The sequence below is a fragment of the Vibrio kagoshimensis genome (genome assembly GCF_050337535.1).
GTDB classification, from domain to species: Bacteria; Pseudomonadota; Gammaproteobacteria; order Enterobacterales; family Vibrionaceae; genus Vibrio; species Vibrio gallaecicus.
The window spans coordinates 1-15,599 of the sequence record NZ_JAKJSZ010000004.1 but is presented as its reverse complement, the minus strand read 5'-3'; the positions used below and the strand labels follow the sequence as shown (position 1 = coordinate 15,599).

The 15,599-nt window shown below is 40.9% G+C and carries 15 protein-coding genes and 1 pseudogene; 8 read left to right on the top strand and 8 right to left on the bottom strand.

Annotated features, from left to right (window positions below; genetic code table 11):
- Together L4C37_RS03675 and L4C37_RS03670 are read left to right on the top strand one after the other, a co-directional pair.
- Entirely contained in the window at positions 1–1,119 is a 1,119-nt protein-coding gene (locus L4C37_RS03675; protein ID WP_240701746.1) for an ABC transporter permease, read from the top strand.
- A gap of 6 nt (positions 1,120–1,125) precedes the next feature.
- Positions 1,126–2,757: an ABC transporter ATP-binding protein gene (locus tag L4C37_RS03670; protein WP_429767899.1), complete on the top strand. Its 1,632-nt coding sequence runs from the start codon at positions 1,126–1,128 to the stop codon at positions 2,755–2,757.
- Between the two features lie 87 nt (positions 2,758–2,844).
- On the opposite strand, the gene L4C37_RS03665 is transcribed toward L4C37_RS03670, so the two are convergent.
- Entirely contained in the window at positions 2,845–3,624 is a 780-nt protein-coding gene (locus L4C37_RS03665) for a substrate-binding periplasmic protein (protein ID WP_273297347.1), read from the bottom strand.
- 168 nt (positions 3,625–3,792) lie between these two features.
- On the opposite strand from L4C37_RS03665, the gene L4C37_RS03660 reads away from it, so the two are divergent.
- Together L4C37_RS03660 and L4C37_RS03655 are read left to right on the top strand one after the other, a co-directional pair.
- Positions 3,793–4,353 carry an RNA-binding S4 domain-containing protein gene (locus L4C37_RS03660; protein WP_429767898.1) on the top strand — a complete coding sequence of 187 codons (561 nt, stop codon included), beginning with the start codon at positions 3,793–3,795 and terminating at the stop codon, positions 4,351–4,353.
- A 298-nt stretch (positions 4,354–4,651) separates the two neighbouring features.
- The gene (locus L4C37_RS03655; RefSeq protein WP_429767897.1) at positions 4,652–5,944 is read left to right on the top strand and encodes an alpha/beta fold hydrolase; all 1,293 of its coding nucleotides are present in this window, start codon (positions 4,652–4,654) and stop codon (positions 5,942–5,944) included.
- 116 nt (positions 5,945–6,060) lie between these two features.
- Here L4C37_RS03655 and L4C37_RS03650 read toward each other — a convergent pair whose 3' ends face one another.
- The 6 genes from L4C37_RS03650 to L4C37_RS03625 all read right to left on the bottom strand — a co-directional run bounded on the left by L4C37_RS03650 (position 6,061) and on the right by L4C37_RS03625 (position 11,881).
- A complete protein-coding gene (locus L4C37_RS03650) occupies positions 6,061–7,005 on the bottom strand; it encodes an ADP-ribosylglycohydrolase family protein (protein ID WP_429767896.1) in 945 nt (314 codons plus the stop codon).
- A gap of 150 nt (positions 7,006–7,155) precedes the next feature.
- The gene (locus tag L4C37_RS03645; RefSeq protein ID WP_429767895.1) at positions 7,156–8,082 is read right to left on the bottom strand and encodes an amino acid ABC transporter permease; all 927 of its coding nucleotides are present in this window, start codon (positions 8,080–8,082) and stop codon (positions 7,156–7,158) included.
- A 109-nt stretch (positions 8,083–8,191) separates the two neighbouring features.
- A complete protein-coding gene (locus tag L4C37_RS03640; protein WP_137373858.1) occupies positions 8,192–9,001 on the bottom strand; it encodes a transporter substrate-binding domain-containing protein in 810 nt (269 codons plus the stop codon).
- 12 nt (positions 9,002–9,013) lie between these two features.
- Positions 9,014–9,811 (bottom strand): amino acid ABC transporter permease, encoded by a 798-nt coding sequence (locus tag L4C37_RS03635; RefSeq protein WP_429767894.1) that lies wholly within the window; start codon positions 9,809–9,811, stop codon positions 9,014–9,016.
- On the bottom strand, positions 9,811–10,527 hold the full coding sequence (locus L4C37_RS03630; RefSeq protein WP_137373878.1) for an amino acid ABC transporter ATP-binding protein: 717 nt from the start codon (positions 10,525–10,527) through the stop codon (positions 9,811–9,813). The genes L4C37_RS03635 and L4C37_RS03630 overlap by 1 nt, the downstream gene beginning before the upstream one ends.
- A gap of 205 nt (positions 10,528–10,732) precedes the next feature.
- On the bottom strand, positions 10,733–11,881 hold the full coding sequence (locus tag L4C37_RS03625) for an iron-containing alcohol dehydrogenase (RefSeq protein ID WP_372266568.1): 1,149 nt from the start codon (positions 11,879–11,881) through the stop codon (positions 10,733–10,735).
- A gap of 184 nt (positions 11,882–12,065) precedes the next feature.
- On the opposite strand from L4C37_RS03625, the gene L4C37_RS03620 reads away from it, so the two are divergent.
- Positions 12,066–12,950, top strand: coding sequence for an AraC family transcriptional regulator (locus L4C37_RS03620; RefSeq protein WP_429767893.1), 885 nt, complete (start codon positions 12,066–12,068; stop codon positions 12,948–12,950).
- 295 nt (positions 12,951–13,245) lie between these two features.
- Here L4C37_RS03620 and L4C37_RS03615 read toward each other — a convergent pair whose 3' ends face one another.
- Positions 13,246–14,214: an integron integrase gene (locus L4C37_RS03615; protein ID WP_429767892.1), complete on the bottom strand. Its 969-nt coding sequence runs from the start codon at positions 14,212–14,214 to the stop codon at positions 13,246–13,248.
- Between the two features lie 277 nt (positions 14,215–14,491).
- Between L4C37_RS03615 and L4C37_RS03610 the strand changes: the two genes are divergently transcribed.
- The 3 genes and pseudogenes from L4C37_RS03610 to L4C37_RS03600 form a co-directional block, all read left to right on the top strand.
- Entirely contained in the window at positions 14,492–14,818 is a 327-nt protein-coding gene (locus L4C37_RS03610; protein WP_429767891.1) for a TM2 domain-containing protein, read from the top strand.
- Positions 14,819–14,978: 160 nt separating this feature from the next.
- Positions 14,979–15,383, top strand: coding sequence for a hypothetical protein (locus tag L4C37_RS03605; protein ID WP_429767890.1), 405 nt, complete (start codon positions 14,979–14,981; stop codon positions 15,381–15,383).
- Positions 15,384–15,529: 146 nt separating this feature from the next.
- A pseudogene (locus tag L4C37_RS03600) lies at positions 15,530–15,599 on the top strand (YnfA family protein); the annotation flags it as partial.

The following is a 15,599-nucleotide window of genomic DNA, read 5'->3' as shown; positions in this document are numbered from 1 at the left end:
ATGAATAGTGTTCCTTCTTCAAAGAAGCCTTCAGCAGAGAAGCCTTTAACATTGAAACGTTTACACCCTAAATATCTATTTAATGATCGTTTATTTCACTTCAATAACCCCCTAAACCAAGCAAGGTGGCTTAGATTCAAAGCGAATAAACGCGGTTTTATTTCCTTGTGGGTATTCACCATCTTGTTTGTATTGAGTTTGTTTGCAGAGATAATCGCAAACGACAAGCCTTTGTTGGTGTCCTATCAAAATGAATGGTTTTATCCCGTTTTAACCGAGCATGCGGAAACCGAGTTTGGCGGAGAGTTCGAAACGGAAGCCGACTATAAAGATCCTTATGTGATTGAACTGATAGAAGAGCAAGGCTATATCGTATGGCCTTTGATTCCCTTTAGCTATGACACCATCAATTTTGATATCACCGGTGCTGTTCCTTCAAAGCCCGATAACGTGAATTGGCTTGGCACAGACGACAAAGGGCGCGACGTACTGGCTCGTATTATTTATGGCTTCAGAATCTCTGTATTATTTGGGTTTGTATTGACCATTGTATCCAGTGTGATTGGCGTCTTTGTGGGGGCAAGCCAAGGCTATTACGGTGGTTGGCTAGATTTACTTGGTCAACGCTTTATTGAAGTGTGGTCTGGCATGCCGACTCTATTTTTATTGATCATTTTATCCAGTTTTATCGAGCCCAACTTTTGGTGGCTACTGGGGATAATGGTGCTCTTCAGTTGGATGAGCCTGGTGGGCATTGTGAGAGCCGAGTTTTTGCGTTGCCGTAATTTTGATTATGTTCGTGCGGCGCAAGCCATGGGGGTCGATGACAAACGCATCATGCTTAGGCATATGTTGCCCAATGCAATGGTTGCGTCGCTCACTATGATGCCATTTATTTTGTCTGGCTCGGTTACAACACTCACTTCTTTGGACTTTCTTGGTTTTGGTTTACCCGCGGGTTCCCCTTCATTAGGGGAGCTTTTAGCACAAGGTAAGGCAAATTTACATGCACCATGGCTTGGCATTTCTGCGTTTGTTGTACTTTCCATGATGTTGACGTTACTCGTCTTCGTTGGTGAAGCGGTACGTGATGCTTTTGACCCGCACCAGAATAGGTAGAACCTGATGACAAATAGCGTAGAACCAGTTTTGACGATCAAAGACTTGTCGGTTGGGTTTGCAAGAGCGAACGTGCTTGATAACAAACGTACTGTTGAGCAGGTCACTCACAAGGTGTCTTTAGAAATAATAAAAGGTGAAACCTTAGCCTTGGTGGGTGAAAGTGGCTCGGGTAAATCGGTGACTGCCAATTCCATTCTTAAATTGCTTCCGAAAGGCTCATCTCACTATTTAAACGGCAGTATTAACTTCAACGGTATCGATATTTTGAGTTGTTCAGAGCGTCAACTTAGAGGTGTAAGAGGCGGACGAATTGGAATGATCTTCCAAGAGCCAATGGTATCACTTAACCCATTACACAAAGTGGGTAAGCAGCTCGTTGAAACCTTATCAATACACCGAGGTATGCGCACCAACAAAGCACATGAATTGGCTTTAGAGTGGTTAGGTAAAGTGGGTATCCGTTACCCAGAACAAAAAATATTGTCATACCCTCATGAATTGTCTGGTGGAGAGCGTCAGAGAGTCATGATTGCGATGGCGCTGATTAATGAACCAGAGCTATTGATTGCAGATGAGCCGACCACCGCACTTGATGTCTCCGTGCAAGCTCAAATTTTAGATTTACTTAAATCACTTCAACAAGAATTAGGTATGGCGATGTTATTCATTACCCATGACCTAAGTATTGTGAAAAAAATTGCTGATCGAGTGGCAGTGATGAAAGATGGACATCTGGTAGAAAGTGGTGATTGTAAGCAGATTTTTAGTTCCCCAAATCATGCTTACACCAAAAAACTGATCAACTCAGACCCTAAAGGTGTGCCGGTTAGATTACCGGAAGTCAGTGAGTCACTGTTAGATGTGAATCAGCTTCGGGTTTGGTTCCCTATTACAGGGGGCATATTCAAACGAGTGGTGTCGCATGTAAAAGCTGTCACGGATATGGGGTTTACTCTAAAGCGTGGTCACTCGATTGGGTTAGTCGGTGAAAGTGGTTCTGGTAAATCCACCACAGGTATGGCGATACTCAAACTGGTCGAGAGTGAAGGTTCAATTGCTTATGATGGAAGTGAACTTCAAGGTTTAAACCGAACCGGTATGTTGCCATATCGAAGCCGCATGCAGGTGGTGTTTCAAGACCCGTTTTCTGCACTTAACCCAAGAATGTCGGTTGCTCAGGTTATTGGTGAAGGTTTACGAGTACATCAAGAGTTGACGGAGACACAGCTTGACCAACAAATTTGTGAGGTGATGAAAGAAGTCGACTTAGACCCGAATACTCGCCACCGTTACCCGAATGAATTTTCAGGTGGACAAAGGCAGCGTATTGCAGTGGCGCGTGCGTTGGTACTGAAGCCCGAATTCATCTTATTGGATGAACCAACGTCATCCCTTGACCGAACTGTTCAGTCCCAAGTACTTGATCTTTTAAAATCTCTACAGGAAAAGTATGGGTTGACTTACTTATTCATTAGTCACGATTTGGATGTGGTGAAATCACTATGCCATTACACCATAGTGATGAAAGCAGGGCATATAGTGGAACAAGGTGCTACAGAGCAATTATTTAATGACCCTAAACATGAATACACCAAGCAATTGGTTTCATTATCGTCTTTTAGCCAAGGTCGTTAGCTAAACATCTTAATGTATTTATTTAAATGATTGTGTTTAGTCGATACCTTGAGTTGATAGCACTAACCTTCATAGCGGTTAAGTAAACTAGTTTATATACCGCTTGAGTAGATTTGTAATCTCGCCATTGTTTTGCATCTCAAGAATGATGGCGTTGAACTGCTTAACAAAGTGTTCTTTAAATGGGTAACGGTTATCTGTATCGGCTGAAAATGCTAAGTAGCCTTGTTCTGTGCTGACACTGATACCAAGTTCAAACTCTCGTTCCTCATGCAGATCACCAGAAAGCTTCATTCGTTTTATTTCCCAAAGAATCGATAGCTTGTCATTGATGTAGCAATCTATGCGATTTGTTTTGAGCTTTAAGATGTTTTCACGGTTATCTAACGCTGGCTCAATTGTTATTTTGTCTTCTTTTTCCGCTATCCAGAATTGCTCTCCGCCAATAGCAAAGGAATTGTTGATACCAATCTTCAAACCATAAAAATCGTCTGGCCAAGAAGTACTGACCGCCGGCTTTGTATTGCAATACACCACGACTTCTTCTTGCAGAATAGGAACAGAGTAAGGGTTTATATAATGGCGTTGATTAGGGTAGAAATAAGGTGGATAAAGGGCAAAACCTCTGCCTGCTTCAAGAAGTTTTAACCCTCGCTTAAATGGAGTCGGCTTTATTGTGACGTTGTAGCGTGGCATGCGACTGAAAGCCAATCGCATAATATCAGAGTAGATCCCTTTGGCTGCCCCCTCACTTACAAAACTGTATGGCGGATAAGCATCATCGGCATAAACCGTCACGGGGATTTGCTTAGCGGTAAGTGATTGGTTGAATCCCAGCCATAAACATAAAACCAAAAGTATGCGCATACAATCCTTTGTAATATTGACTTTACTATTAACTGTAGTCTACATAGAGAGACATAAATAGCGTAATTACATGCCATCATTGTTTTTAAATAGAACGTGGTTATTTATGCCTTTTGGCATTACACTGCGCGCAATCAGTTTAGAATTTAGTTTTAGGTAAGAATCAACATGGAACAAGAATATTACGAAGACGCTGACTATGTTGGTGATGAAGAAGGCGAAGAAATTGAAATTGAAGCTCTGGGTGTAGATGTTTCTTCTCAACCTATTGAGCTATATAAAGTTTTTAAAATCGCTAACCTTGTGAGCGGTGGCGGCGAAGCCAAGCACATTATCTCTGAAGGTTATGTAGCCGTTAATGGGGAACTAGAAACCCGTAAACGCCGCAAAATGTACGACGGTGACTTCTTTGAGTTCAATCAAGAGTATTACGTGGTTGTGTGTGATCAGCCTGTACAAGAAGTGGTAGCAAAACCAGAAAAAGTACTAGCTGCGAAGAAGCCAGCTAAATCAAAAACAGCAAATAAAACAAATGCTCAGAGCAAAGAAAATAAGAAAAACAGTTCGCACCCTCTAAGCGCCAAAGCAGAACCGAAAAAGTCTGCAAACAATTCGAATAAATCAAGTAAAGCGAGTAAATCGAATCAGGCAAAGAAAGCGAAAACAGAAGACAAGCCAAAAGCAGAACGTGATCAAAAAAGTGGTCGCCACTCGATTAGCTTCTTCTAATTACGGTAAGGCTGTATAGCTGTTCAATTCTGCCTACCTAACTCGGTCAGTTAATTATTAAAAAGCCCGCGAACCTAATCGCGGGCTTTTTTATGGGCGAAGCTTTTTTAAGCAGACTTATTCACGCAGATGAAAGATCTTCTTAACATTAATGAGCGGTTTCTCCCGTGGATTAGTGTTAATATTTTGTTGTTTGAGGTGCATATCGGCAATCATTCATTTGATGATTTTCCGCACTTCAATTTTAGTCGCAACCTTATAAATCAGTCACAACTTTACAAATAAAAAGGAAATTCAGGTGCAAACGAGCTTTATTGATGGAACAACACTGTATCGCCAACATAACTTTCAATTACCTCTCAACTATGAAGATCAACAAGGGCAACACATTCAAGTTTTTGCCCGTGAACTCGTCAGTCTCTCAAAAGACAATCAAGATCTTCCTTGGTTAGTGTACTTTCAAGGTGGTCCTGGTTTTCCTTCTCCAAGAGCTAGTGGTGAATCTGGTTGGTTAAAGCGTGCATTGCAAGACTACCGAGTGCTGTTATTGGATCAACGAGGCACCGGTCATAGCACACCAGTGAATCAAGAATCTCTGGCACATTTGTCTTGTGAGCAACAAGTGCAATACTTGACTCATTTTAGAGCTGATAACATTGTAAGAGACGCAGAAGCGATTCGTGAAAAGCTAGGTGTGAACCAATGGGCAACGCTTGGGCAAAGCTTTGGTGGGTTCTGTACATTGTCTTACTTATCTCTATTCCCTCAAAGCTTGTTACGTTGTTATGTGACTGGCGGTATTCCTTCTATTTCTCGCCATGCCGATGATGTGTACCAAGCAACCTATAAACGTGTGACAGACAAAAACAATGCATTTTTTGCTCAGTTCCCTGAAGCACAAGTGATATGTCGTGAAATTGCAGATTACTTACTAATTAACGATGTAAGGCTGCCTAATGGTCAGCAGTTTACCGTTGAACAGTTCCAATTGATTGGTATTAACTTGGGGCGTGGTGGGGCTAATATGCCGCTTTACTTCACATTAGAAAGTGCGTTTATTGATGTGAATGGCGAAAGACAACTGAGCTATAGCTTTTTAAATCAAATGCAGCAAGAGCAGGGATATTTAACGAATCCAATTTATGCCATTTTGCATGAATCGATTTACTGCCAGGGCTTCGCTTCAAATTGGTCTGCACATCGCGTTCGTCAGCAGTACCCGCAATATAACTACCAAACGGGCAGTGAGTTTTGGTTTACCGGGGAAATGGTTTACCCATGGATGTTCGAGCAACTAGCAACATTGAAACCTCTTCGTGAAGCTGCAAACCTATTGGCTGAGAAGCAAGATTGGTGTGATGTCTATGATGCAAACGTATTGAGCCAAAACACCGTGCCAGTAGCGTGTGCCGCATACGCTGACGATATGTATGTTGAGCTTGATTATACGCGTGAGACGCTGTCTAACATACCGATGACTAAGGCGTGGATTACCAATGAATATGAACATAATGGTATTGGTGTGGATGGCGAGCGTATTCTAGACCGATTGATCACTATGGCAAATGCATTAGACAATTTGCCTAAATAATTCGGACTGTTTTTCAATTTGTTTGATTAGAAAAGTGGGCTGCTTAAAGCCTTGAAAAAAGCGCTGTATTATCACAGCGCTTTTTATTGGAAGCGATATTTTATTGAAGGGGTATCTTATTGGATGGGTAAGGCGAGTACCTTGCCATTCAGGTTTAGTTGGGCAAGCCATTCACAAGGAATAGAACCTTCTTCATCAAAGTACCCTGCAGCAAGTACAGCCCCAATAATGATAGAACGCCCGCAATTATCACCTCCACATAGAATGTTGTCTCGAATCCCTTGTTCGTAGCTTTTTGCCGTTGCCACGATACGAATAATCACAGGAAATGCGGCGGCTAAATCACAATGCAATCCAAATTTCTGAGCAGCTTCGGTTATTGATAGTTCAGGTTCAACTAGAGCTAAGTTCACTTGTTCGTGTATGAATGAACTACAAGTTTGTCTGACCATTTCGACACACTGCATTGGTGTGTGTCCTTGAATAGCAGCTTGCAGAAGTAAGGTAAGTGCATGAGCCCACTCAACCGCTTTATCATTGTTATTCGTTACTCTTACTGCGCTTTCTACCATAGCTGGCAGCTCATTAGAGGTGTGAAAACAGGCGATTAAGGGAATGAGCTTGGAAATAGCCGGTAACTGAGTGTCGTCAGCGCCACATCGCGTGACAGGTAACCCGTTAGCTTCCTGCTGGTGGATGTTTTGTAAGGTTATTTTTGTTGGTTTATCTATGTAACCGACCCAGTACCCACCAAAATCGAACCACTCTCTAAAGTGTTCGATATAGCATTTCTCGGAGTACGCTTTTGCACAAGTTAGCGCATCGACCATTGCCAAAACTTGCGCGCCATACTGAGAATGATCCCCAACTGATTTTCCGGCGTGAGCAAAGTAGCCTTTGTCTTGATAGTCGAACCTATCTGGTGCATGAAATTCGGGGTGCTTGCCAGCTACTTTGATTATCTGCTGTTGGTCATACAGCCAATGTAACCCCATAGAAGCGACATCCCCGACCAAAGCGCCAACAACGGCGTGGTAAGCTTTTTCTTTATGTTGATCCATAGATAACTCATGTATGAATTGAATGATCAAAGTATAGGTTTCAAACGAGTTAAACGTGCGAATCCTTTCCTATCAATGTAATTGCTGTGAGCAACGTAACCAAATGTATAGCTTACAGAATATATTAGATTGTGGATTTTCACTTCCAGACTATTGAAGATTCAAATAAATACTCGAACGTTTCTCTATGGATTTGAATAATTGAGACAGCATAAAGCAAAGTGAAAAGTAAACGGCGCCAACAATCAGCCAAATTTCAAAAATAAGACCAGATGAGTTAGCCATTTCAGTACCGACAAACGTCATTTCCTGAATAGAAATTAGCGAGACAATCGAGGTATCTTTTACTAAAGAAATAGCCTGCCCGGCCAAAGGTGGGGTGATGGCAGTCAATACTTGTGGCCCAATAACAAAGCGGTATTTAGCGAAGGCAGAAAGCCCAAGCGAATCTGCGGCTTCCCATTGTCCTTTAGGCACACTTTCTAAGCCCGCACGAATAACTTCAGCAATGTAAGCAGAAGACAGTAATCCAATACAAATGACACCTGAGGCTAAATTTTCCCACAAATTAGCTGGACCAAATAAGAAAGCTTGTACCTGATTGATATCGCCATTGTGCTCTCTTAACAATTCTTCTAAGCCTAATAACGGGATGAGTTGATTAGAGACGAAGAAGTAAAAAATGAATACGAATACCAAAGGTGGGATATTGCGCACTAATTGAATAAATAAAAGCGCAGGGGTTCGGAAGAATGCAATCTTTGAATGGCGAGCGACGCCTAATACGGTGCCAAATGATAAGGCTAATGCCATGCTCCATAAGCTTAATCGCAATGTGGCGATCAAACCTTGGAAAAAGTAAGGAACGTTACCGCTGGAAGGCGGAATAAAAATAAGTGAAAAGGCTTCATTCCATCGCCATTGGTAATTAATACCAATGGAGGAACGGTAATATAACCAAATTGAGAATACAGCGAGCACGGCAAGCAGTATTCCATCGAGCAAATTAAGACGACGAAACCAAGGCTTGTTATTCGTATTGGGTTTAACTGAATATGCGTTGCTAGTACTGCTCACAAAGGACCTATTGGCTGGTTTGGTTTAGCTAATTTTTGTTAAATTAACAGGTAATAATCACCTAACCGATAAGAGTCTCCTAACGGTTAGATGATAATAGATAGCGTGCTTACTGACCTTGAGCTATCTGATCTTGCCAATCTAATGTGGCGAACCAATATTCATAGCGCTCTTGTAACCAACCATCTTCAGTACGCTTTTGAATCCACTGGTCAAAGAACTCTGCTTTATCCGTTTCACCTAAACGTACAGCAAAAGCTTCATTGCCTTTAGATAACCGTTCTGTAAAAGGAATAAAGAGAGTGTCTGAATTTTTAATACTTTCATGTTCAGGCTTTGGGCTAGAGGCGATAACCGCATGGGCATTGCCGTTTAACACTTCTTGGAAAGCTTGAGCATCGTCATCGAATTGTAGAACTTTCGCTTTAGGGAAGGTCTCACGTGCAACTTGCACTGTGAATGCCCCACGGCGAGCAGCAATTTTCACGCGGCGAGAGTTAAAATCATCAATCTGAGTAAAACCTTCTGCCAGTTCTTTGTTGGCGGCTAGCTGAACGCCTGAGTGAGAGTAAGGCGCGGTAAATAACACACTTTTAGCACGAGCTTCAGTAATCGACATACCGCCGATGATCACATCGAACTTCTTAGAAAGTAGAGAAGGGATGATACCGTCCCACGCAGTTGGAACAAATTCTACTTTCCATCCAGAATCTTTCGCCAGTTGCTTTGCCACATCAATTTCAAAACCAACCAGATCGCCTTGTTTATTGCGCATGGCCCAAGGAACGAAAGTCGACATTCCTACACGTAGAGTGCCTCGGTCGTTGATCTTATCTAAATTTGGTGTTGATGCAGCAAGTGCCGGCAAGCTAACGGCTAGCGTCAGTAGGGCAGTGATTGCGGTTTTAAATAGCTTCATGCTGATAAATCCTTATTGAGTTCGCCAGTTGGCTCCGAGCTTATGCTCAAGCCAAGCGGAAACGGCAGAAAGTGAAAGTGTAAGCGCTAAGTAAATGATGGCAACTGAGAACCAAATCTCAAATGGCATCGCAGTTTCAGAAACAATGTTTCTGGCCTCTGTTGTTAGGTCGAATATCGCCATGACACTCACAATAGAGGAATTTTTTATTAATGATATGACTTCGTTGGTCAGTGGTGGCAGTGTTCGTTGAACCACTTGAGGTAAAATAACATCCCAGTAAGTAAAAGTTTTCGATAGCCCTAACGATTGAGCTGCTTCAAATTGCCCTTTAGCAATACCATTCAAACCAGAACGGAATATTTCAGCTGTGTAAGCACCTTGAAACAATGCCAGAGCTAATACAGCAGTACTGAATCGGTCTAATCCAATCACAGGACCAAACACAAAATAGAGCAAATAAATTTGTACTAGGAGCGGTGTGTTTCTAATTAGCTCTACATAACTGGTGGCAATCGTCCGGCCTACGATCGAATCAGAATTTCGAAGTAATGCCGTTACTAAGCCAATGAATAGAGTCGCGATTAAGGATAGTAAAGAAATCTTAATGGTGACAAGCAAACCTTCAATTAGCTCGGCAGGCCACCACTCACCATCTTCATAGAAGGCAATGTAATCGGGCACACGGTCCCATTGCCAGCTATAGCCCATAGATTGTGCACCAGAATCTAAAATCCACCCAATTGCGAAAGCTAACAGGCTAATCTGAAAAAGAGCTGAAATCACGGGTTTAAAAATTCGTATGATCATCAGTAAGTGAGAATTTGATTTAGGAAAGTTTGAGTACGTATATGCTGAGGGTTCTCGAACAAAGCTTGAGGTGTGTTCGATTCTACAATTTGCCCTTCATCCATAAAGATGACTCGATCAGCCACTTGTTTAGCAAAACCCATCTCGTGTGTCACACACACCATAGTGATCCCTTCACTTGCAAGTTCGACCATTACATCGAGGACTTCATTAATCATTTCAGGGTCGAGTGCTGATGTCGGTTCATCAAATAATAACAGTTCGGGTTTCATACAAAGTGAACGTGCAATAGCCACGCGCTGCTGCTGCCCTCCCGATAACTGAACAGGGTATTTATGAGCTTGTTCAGCTATGTGTACTCGTTCTAAATAATGCATTGCCAGAGATTCGGCGTCTGACTTATTCATTTTTAAAGTTCGAATAGGGGATAAAGTGAGGTTTTCAAGCACGGTTAAGTGTGGGAATAAATGGAAATGCTGGAATACCATTCCTACTTTTCCTGGTGTATTGAACTGGCAAGGCAAAGATTGCTGCCTAACGGTTAATTCACCTGACTCAAAGGGCTCTAGTTGGTTGATACAGCGAATAAGTGTGGATTTACCCGAACCAGAAGGTCCACAAATCACAACAATTTCACCTTGTTGGATACTTAAATCAATATTCTTAAGGGCATGGAAATCGCCATACCATTTGTTAAGTGCGTTAAACTCAACCATTTGTTGGTGACTGTTCAAATTCTTTTCATACATATCTGCGGTATGGTTCACCATAACAAGATAGAAATGCGATTGCACATAAAAATCTTGGCTTATGGGTGATAAGTAAAGCTTTGTGCTTAAACGAAAAAACAGCGGTAAAAATACCGCTGATTTTATATACAATCGATCTTAAGTCATCAACTTAACATCTTTTGCTAATTAATTATTGAACCGCAGACTCTAGAATCTCACGTGTTTTTTCAATAGTAATTGCTTGGTTTTCACCGAGTTGAACAAAACCGTGTGACTCAAGTTGAGAAATAATGCGATCAATAGCCGTAGGCTTATCTGCCTCGTAATCTGAAAACTCTGTTGCAACATCTAAGCTATGGTAAAAATCTTCAATAGCGCTGATCGTGCGTTCAGCCAAATCAGAGCCTGCTTCTAAACAGAATACATTCTTACCCATTTGCTCTAGCTTGCCACGCTTCACTTCGATTTGGTTACGAAGTAAAGATGGTTGAACAATCGCTAACGAACGAGCGTGGTCTACATGCCAAAGCGCAGTGAATTCATGACCAATCATGTGCGTTGCCCAATCTTGAGGAACGCCAGTACCAATTAAACCGTTCAGAGCTTGGTTTGCTGTCCACATTAGGTTCGCACGCCATTCATCATTGTCGCGTTCATCATATTGCTTACCAAGAACAAGCAGGTTTTTCAGAAGCGTTTCAGCGTAACCTTCTTGAACCATAGCATTAGTTGGCATGGTGATGTACTGCTCACATACGTGAACCCATGCATCAACAAGTCCATTTACTAGCTGACGTTCTGGCAGAGATTTCATTACATCCGGGTCCATTACAGCGAACTTAGGCTGAACAGCAGGGTGCATGAACGGAAGTTTTTCTTGAGTTTCTTTTCGAGTAATTACCGCACCCATATTCGACTCAGAACCTGTTGCTGGAAGCGTTAAAATTGCGCCAATTGGTGTTGCTTCAGTGATTTGGTGTTTACCTTGCAGGATATCCCAACCGTCACCATCGTATTTCGCTGCAGCAGCAACATACTTAGAACCATCAATAACTGAACCACCACCAACTGCGATGATGAAATCAATGGCTTGCTCTTTAACAATCGCAACCGCTTTATCTAGGGTTTCCTTTGTTGGATTAGCTTCAACACCTGAGAATTCTACCCAAGAGTGATTTTTAAGTGCTTCAGTTACTTGGTCATAAACACCATTTTTTTTAATTGAACCGCCACCATAGATCACTAAAACCTTTTGAGATGATTCAACTGAATTGCTGATACTTTGGATTTGACCTTGTCCAAAATGGATAACTGTAGGGTTGACGTATGTGAATTGCATTGCTAATTCCTTGTGTAAGTTCAACATGCCTTAAATCAGCGCATTTGATTATTGTTTTGTTTGTATATTTGCATATTAGTACTGTTCTTATCGTGTTTAAAGAGTGATTTCTCCAAAATAATTGCCTATTTCTACATTGTTGTTATTCTTCAGATATTAAAATTGGTTGGAACAGGCTCTATTTATGCAAACTCTCGCGAACTTGATGCAGTCTTATGTAGATAAAAAAGGTTGGAATGATCTTGAAGGGATCAAAGAAACTGAAATAGACGGTGTTTGGCTTTATAGAAGCAATAAAGGTAACGGTCGGCAGCCTTTTACTTATGAATCGGGGATCATCTTACTTGCTCAAGGGCGAAAAAATATCTACATCGGTGATCGTCCAGTCACTTATGCCGCGGGTGATTACTTGGTCGTTGGTGTCCCTATGCCATTAGAGTGTGAAGCCATGCCAATTAATGGAGAACCTTTATTGGGTTTATCGATTACGATTGATCCCAAACGGCTGCATAAGCTCGTTAAGCAACTAGAGGAACAAGGCTTTTTAGAAAGTTACTGCAATAAACATAAAGCGGGCAGTAGTGGTCTTGAATCAACAGAAATGGAAGCGCTAATGTTAGATAGCTGCACTCGCTTAATGAAAACACTTCATTGTGAAATAGAAGCCAATATCTTAGGTGATGCTTTAATTGATGAAGTTGTTTATAGAGCATTAACTGGAGCTGAAGGACGTGTCCTATTTGATCTGGCTCATCAAGATGGGCATTACGCTAGAGTGGCTAAAGCACTATCTAAAGTTCATGAGGAATACGATCAAACGATCACTGTTCAATCATTGGCTGAAGAAGCGAATATGAGTGTGTCAGCTTTCCATAATGCGTTTAGAAATGTGACCTTTGAATCCCCTTTGCAGTATTTGAAAAAAGTTCGATTAAACAAGGCAAAAGATCTCATTCAAATAGAAGGCATGAGAATTAGTGATGCAGCAAGAAGAGTTGGCTATTCGAGTCCTTCTCAATTTAGCAGAGAATTTAAACGTCACTTTAACGCTACTCCAAGAGCAATTTAGTCGTTAACTAGAAATTATAGTTTCTAGCTGGGAAACAAAAAGGGGAAATTTATAATATGCAATCTACTCTTTTTCTTGATGTACTATCATAGGATACTTAAGCCCCCTATAGGGAAGTACTAGTCATGCTTTTCTGTGGAAAGCGCATTTGATGCCAGAACGGAGGTTATTCTAATTCCTTTGTGAAGCATTGAATGCGCTTTTTTTATATTATGAAATTTACTGGCTACATTATTATTTATTGCACAAGAAGAGAGTTACCACCTCCTCAATCACGACTTTTACACTCCCTTCTTTAATTTATAATATTCGAGAGTGGGCTGGTAACACCACTGGCACCTCTATCTAATATGTGGGTATAAATTTGAGTGGTTTTTACATCTGAATGACCAAGCTGCTCTTGTATCGTTCTTATATCAGCCCCTGATTCTAAAAGATGAGTAGCAAAGCTGTGTCGCAGTGTGTGGCAGGTTATGTTTTTAGTTATTCCTGCATCTTTACCTGCTCGTTTTACGGCTCTTTGGAGTGCAATTTCATTAATATGATGGCGTCTCAATAAACTGGACTGCGGATCTGTAGATAATTTTGTTGAGGGAAACAAATAATGCCAATTAAAGTCTAGACTAGCGTTTGGGTATTTACGTTGTAAAGATTGATTTAGCCAAACTCCATCATAACCAGCCGAGTTGATATCTTTTTTGTAATAGCTTAGCGCTATGCTCTCTTGCTGTTTCAGTAAGGGTACTAGCTCTTTAGCCAGTGTTACCGTTCTATTTTTTCCGCCTTTACCTTGCCATATACGAATAGCTCCGTAATGATAATCAATATCTTGTATGCTAAGCCTCACACATTCCATTACGCGTAAACCTGACCCATAAAGCAGCATTATGTGGAGCTTATATTTGGGGTCAATATGCACTAGAAACTGTGACATCTCATTTTTTGTTAAAACGACTGGGAGCTTTCTGTCTAGTTGTGATTTTTGAAACTTCATTTCAAGGGAGAGCGGTGTTCTGAAATATTCGCGGTATAAAAAATTGATCGAATTTAAAGCCAAAGCCTGTGTTTTGGCGGCTACCTTTTTTTCTATAGCGAGATAGCTTAAAAACCTTTCAACGTGTTTTTCATTTAACTTTGAAGGGTGCTCCATATTGTGGAATATAATGTATTTTTTGATCCACATAAGGTACGCCTCAATGGTTTTACTCGCATAATGGCGTGTCCGCATATGATCTTGCACACTGAGTAGAAACTGATTTTTCATGATTAGCTTATTTTTAGGTATGTAATTATATACAGTTGTACTTAAAGTTAAGTGATTCAAGAATTATGAGACACTTTGCAATCTAATTGCCAAGTTCACAGCAAGTTATAATACTCAGTTGATATGTGTTTCAATCAGTTACGTGATATTATTCTAAGTTCTTCACCCGTGTGAAGTGGCGGTAGCGTGGGTGATTAGGTATACAGTTAGATGTATAGAAAGCGTTAGGTATCCGAGTTTATGGACAAACAAATACTTTAAGGATAATGAGTAAAATATGAATGTTTTTTGTCGAAATTGTGGTCAGGYAATGCCAGAGACTGCCAATGTWTGTAGCACTTGTAATCATAAACAAGAGTTCATGTCTTCCAGAGATACKACATGTCGAAATTCAGATGGYGTAGTGGCCTTTTTTGTYTGTTTRCTCTTTGGTTGGCTAGGCATTCATAGATTCGTGTATGGAAAAATAGGCACTGGTATATTRATGTTTTTGACTGGAGGCGGTTTTGGMATTTGGTGGATTGTAGACACCATTCGGATTGGAGTCTGCAACAATTTTACCGACTCTAAAGGAAGAGCGTTGAGTCTTATTCATAGYAACTAGTGCTCGCTTGCAATATACCTAACAAGCAATTTAAGCAGACTGCCAACGMTTGGCATTTTCAGTTGGGTTTAGCTTCAGTGTTTACGGTGCTAAGTTTGAGTATATCGGTAGCGTTGTCAGCTACTTAATTGGGCGTTAGCCCTTACAATAGGATTTAAAATTGTTTGAATTTCATATAAAAAGAACGAAGTTTTTGCTGGTATTACAGGGAATAGCTTTAATCGGGGTTTCGTTGATATCATTTGCTGTACTTTCCCAAATGTCTCAGTTTCCTTTTTCGGATTTACTACTTGTATTATTACCTATTTTGTTGATTGCTAGCCTTAATATTGCCAGTTTTTACGGTCTTTTTAAGAAGCAGTTATGGTCACTTAAATTGATCATGGGACTTTATTTTATACAACTAATAGGAATTGAAACACCTGATTTCTCATTTGCACTGTCCACGGGAGTCAAACTCCCGATAAGCGTTACATTCAACGAATTGACCGTAACGTTAAATATACTAGCTGCTTTAGTTCTTTGGGTTTCTTATTCAAGCCTCAAGTCGTTAAAACAGGGCTAACAAGCAATTTAAGCTGACAGCCAACACGTGGCATTTTCAGTTCCAAATGCTTTGGGTGTAATCGGTGCGTTGCTTTAGGTTCAGGTTTGTGTTGGTCTGCAACTTAATTGGGCGTTATGTGGTTGCAGTAAAAATAGGATTTTCAGGTGTTAGAAATTAAAACAATAGGCTTATTCTTTGTAACAGCAATCGCTGAAATCTTAGGGTGCTACCTAA

Bases quoted from the DNA above. Each gene is read 5' to 3' on its own strand.
- L4C37_RS03675 (WP_240701746.1), top strand. From the start codon at position 1: ATGAATAGTGTTCCTTCTTCAAAGAAGCCTTCAGCAGAGAAGCCTTTA.
- L4C37_RS03670 (WP_429767899.1), top strand. From the start codon at position 1,126: ATGACAAATAGCGTAGAACCAGTTTTGACGATCAAAGACTTGTCGGTT.
- L4C37_RS03665 (WP_273297347.1), bottom strand. From the start codon at position 3,624: ATGCGCATACTTTTGGTTTTATGTTTATGGCTGGGATTCAACCAATCA.
- L4C37_RS03660 (WP_429767898.1), top strand. From the start codon at position 3,793: ATGGAACAAGAATATTACGAAGACGCTGACTATGTTGGTGATGAAGAA.
- L4C37_RS03650 (WP_429767896.1), bottom strand. From the start codon at position 7,005: ATGGATCAACATAAAGAAAAAGCTTACCACGCCGTTGTTGGCGCTTTG.
- L4C37_RS03640 (WP_137373858.1), bottom strand. From the start codon at position 9,001: ATGAAGCTATTTAAAACCGCAATCACTGCCCTACTGACGCTAGCCGTT.
- L4C37_RS03635 (WP_429767894.1), bottom strand. From the start codon at position 9,811: ATGATCATACGAATTTTTAAACCCGTGATTTCAGCTCTTTTTCAGATT.
- L4C37_RS03630 (WP_137373878.1), bottom strand. From the start codon at position 10,527: ATGGTTGAGTTTAACGCACTTAACAAATGGTATGGCGATTTCCATGCC.
- L4C37_RS03625 (WP_372266568.1), bottom strand. From the start codon at position 11,881: ATGCAATTCACATACGTCAACCCTACAGTTATCCATTTTGGACAAGGT.
- L4C37_RS03620 (WP_429767893.1), top strand. From the start codon at position 12,066: ATGCAAACTCTCGCGAACTTGATGCAGTCTTATGTAGATAAAAAAGGT.
- L4C37_RS03615 (WP_429767892.1), bottom strand. From the start codon at position 14,214: ATGAAAAATCAGTTTCTACTCAGTGTGCAAGATCATATGCGGACACGC.